Source organism: Clostridium caldaquaticum (assembly GCF_023806125.1).
In the GTDB taxonomy this organism is placed as follows: domain Bacteria; phylum Bacillota; class Clostridia; order Clostridiales; family Clostridiaceae; genus Clostridium_AT; species Clostridium_AT caldaquaticum.
Genome location: NZ_JAMSKT010000037.1, coordinates 1 through 3,585 on the forward strand (window position 1 = coordinate 1; position 3,585 = coordinate 3,585).

Below are 3,585 nucleotides of genomic sequence, written 5' to 3' on the forward strand. Positions count from 1 at the left end.
CTCTCAATTTAAAAGTTTGAATCTTTATGCTCATTTTTTAATTCAAAAGAATTGCTGGTTTATCTTAATTATTCTCTGTTTAATTTTCAAAGACCAATTGTTGTATAACAACGCATAAGTTATTGTACAACACATTTAAACACTTGTCAACATTTTTCTTCATGATTTTTTATCAGCAGTTTTAAATGTTTTTGACGAGCATGTTGAATTTTATCACTATTTAAATAATAACACATTATTATTATTAATTAATATTAATAAATATATTCATAAATCTTTAAATTTCTCATAAATTCTCTAAAATTATTATAATGATACTCTAGGAATAGTTGATGCTGGATTTATATATAAAAAAAGATGAGAAGTCATAATAACTTTTCACCTTTATGTGATTAAATCTTATAATTACTTTAATTCTACTTTATAAATTTGCTTTAAATCCTGAGTAAATTCCATATATTTGTAGCTTTCCCTCTCATTACGCAATTGTCTTTCTATGATTGGGTAAACCTCTTCTAGTGATTTTACAGTGTCTTTTGTTTTATTTTCAACCTTTATTAAATGATATCCAAATTGAGTTTGCACAGGTTCGCTCACTACACCAACTTCTAATTCGAAAGCAGCTTTTTCAAATTCTGGTACCATTCTTCCTCTTGTAAAACTTCCAAGGTTTCCCCCCTGCTCTTTAGATGGACAGCTTGAATAAGTAATTGCAGCCATTTCAAAATTCATTCCGTTATCTATTTTCTTTTTAATTTCATTTGCTTCCTCTAAGGAATCTACTAAAATATGTCTTGCAGTTACACTTTCCTGATTTTTAAACAGGTGGCTGTTTACCTCGTAATAATCTTTAATTTCGCTATCAGTAACTGTTACTTCAGCAAGTATTTTATTAATAGCAGTTTGAGTTAACAATTCTTTCTTTGCAGCTTCAAGACTTCTTAAATAATTTTCATCCTTATGAATATCATTATCTTTTGCATAGTTATAAATAAGCTCAAAAGAAACAATTTGATCTAACAATTGCTTTCTTCCTTCTTCATTCATAAAATAAGCTTGTCTTTCCCTAGGAAATCTTGATATTGCAATATCTAAATCTCTTTGAGTTATTTCTTGACCATTTACAACAGCTAATACTTTATTATCCATACATTTTCTCCTTTGAATTTATATTAAAATGTTTACTTAAACATTTTAACATATATAATAAATTAATTCACTAATATCATTATAATAACATTAAAAAGATATTTTTTACTCAATTATCTGCAATAGAATATCCATAAAGCTCATCCAAATTCTTACCTTGAGTTAATCCAATGCGCCAGTATGTATTATTGTTCATAGCTGAATAATAAAGCTTGTATATTCCATTAACATTAACAAAAGAAGACCGATATATCTGTTTATTATCCCAATTATTAGTTCCTACTGTTGGTTTTAAAACTGTAGTGATATTATTATAATTTAAACCATCCCCAGATACACCATATTCAAGAACCATATTATTAAATTCTCTTTCTCCTCTCTTAAAAGTAGTAAGAAGCATTTCATACCCCTTCTCTGTATGAATCATATCCAAATGCCAAGGTAAATATGGCTCATTTAAATTCAAGTTAACCTTCAAATCTGGACTCCAATTAACTGTATTTTCACTTTCCCTATATAATAATTCATATTTTTCATTAACATACCACATTTTATATCTTTTATTGTCATAAATAATTGTAGGACTATACCCTCTCTTATCTCCATCAAAAGTAGTAACTAACTGGGGATCAGACCATTCTATACCATTATTTAAAAAAATGCGAAATATTTTATCTTGTATATTATGAAACGTAAATCTATACCATAATTCTAGCTGCTTATTATCTGAATTATATACTAAATGCGGATCACTAAAATATTCACCTTTAACAACTGGAGGCACAACTAACGGATTTTTTAATCCTTTAGGTACTACCCAATTTATTCCGTCATTAGAGCATACTATTGATGGATTTTCGAATAAATCATTTCCTCTTGGATATGGTGTATAACACATCCAATAATTCCATCCACTAAATTTTTCAGGAAAATATAATACTTTAGGATGAACGCTTTGATTACTTCCATCATATGTAGGTATATTTAAGTATGTTTTAGCATTTGCTTGTCCTTCATTTTCACTAAAGTATGCTATGCTGCTAGGAACTACAGCTTCTCCACCTAATAAATTTATATCCTTTATCACAGGTATATGTGAATATAGTAAATTTTTAGCATTTTCATCATTATATAAACTAGTTAAAACTATTGGTGAAGATGTAGTCTGTGCTAAGGCAGCACCTGCCAGAGCATCTGGAAAATCTTGTCCAGTAGCTATATAGATTGTACTAAAATTTAAATCACCATAGAATTTATTTATAATTTTCATATTAGTCTCATATCTATCTTTTCCATATATCCTAGTGCTATCTTTAAAACTGTCAACTGCATAGTCTCCTATCAATGTTTGTCCACCAATTATAAACGCTTTGCTAATAGATTTTTTATCTAAATAACTCTTGATACTGCTTGGCCATGTTCGATGATTAGTTAAAAGTATAGGTGCATTTTTTTTAGCAGCTATAGGAGCAACTGACAGAGCATCTGGAAAATTTTCACCTGTAACAACATATACTGAATCTACACTGCCAATTTTCTCTGCAATCTTAGCTGAAGTTTCATATCTATCTAACCCACCTATTCTTTCAAAAGAAATCCCTAAACCTTTAAGTTGCTTTTCAACACCCTCTGATATTACACCTAAACCTCCTATAATATAAACCTGCTTTACTTGCAGCCTTTTTAACTCTTTTAATGTACTATTTTCTAAGGAATCTTTTAAAGTTAGTAATATAGGTGCTCTTAATTTTTCAGCTAACGGCACTGAACAAAGTGCATCTGGAAAATCATTTCCTGTTACTAATATTGCATTGTTAGAATTATTTTTCCATCCATAACTGGAAACAAATGCAGCAGTTTCATATCTATCTTTTCCACCTAGTCTGTTGTTATTTATACTCTTTATATTATCAGCTGCGTACACATCTAAATTACTAAAAACATTTAGTATACCTATAGATATAGCAATTGTTAATATATATTTAATTTTTCTATTCATGTTATATCTCATCCTCCTATAGGTAGCAATATTGGTATTTTTTCCACATATACTACTAAAAAGATAAAATATTACAGTATATGCTAAAAAAACACTTTAGAGCTTTACTCTAAAGTGTTTTTGGTGGCCAGACCAGGAATCGAACCAGGGACACGAGGATTTTCAGTCCTCTGCTCTACCGACTGAGCTAGTGAACCTTAAAATCTGGCAACGACCTACTCTTCCACAGAGCCTCCCCTACAGTACCATCGGCACTGTGAAGCTTAACCATCGTGTTCGGAATGGGAACGGGTGTAACCTTCACGTTATGGTCACCAGATTACTAACAATTTTACTTTTTATATACAGAGAACAAATTATTCTCTGAAAATTGCACAGATTAATATTTTGGTCAAGCCCTCGACCTATTAGTATTAGTCAGCTGAACATGTTACCAT

Annotated in this window: 2 protein-coding genes and 1 rRNA gene; all 3 read right to left on the reverse strand. The window is 29.9% G+C overall.

Translation table 11 applies throughout. The features are described 5' to 3' along the window. Nucleotides 1-405: 405 nt before the first annotated feature. The 3 genes from M2651_RS14150 to rrf all read right to left on the reverse strand — a co-directional run bounded on the left by M2651_RS14150 (nucleotide 406) and on the right by rrf (nucleotide 3,467). The gene (locus tag M2651_RS14150; protein ID WP_252132988.1) at nucleotides 406-1,149 is read right to left on the reverse strand and encodes a peptidylprolyl isomerase; all 744 of its coding nucleotides are present in this window, start codon (nucleotides 1,147-1,149) and stop codon (nucleotides 406-408) included. 109 nt (nucleotides 1,150-1,258) lie between these two features. After that, nucleotides 1,259-3,148, reverse strand: coding sequence for a cell wall-binding repeat-containing protein (locus tag M2651_RS14155; RefSeq protein WP_252132989.1), 1,890 nt, complete (start codon nucleotides 3,146-3,148; stop codon nucleotides 1,259-1,261). Between the two features lie 202 nt (nucleotides 3,149-3,350). Next, nucleotides 3,351-3,467: ribosomal RNA gene (rrf, locus tag M2651_RS14160) — 5S ribosomal RNA — on the reverse strand. Between the last annotated feature and the right edge of the window lie 118 nt (nucleotides 3,468-3,585).

Excerpts from the sequence above, each read along its gene's own strand:
- M2651_RS14150 (WP_252132988.1), bottom strand. The coding sequence starts at position 1,149 with ATGGATAATAAAGTATTAGCTGTTGTAAATGGTCAAGAAATAACTCAA.
- M2651_RS14155 (WP_252132989.1), bottom strand. The coding sequence starts at position 3,148 with ATGAATAGAAAAATTAAATATATATTAACAATTGCTATATCTATAGGT.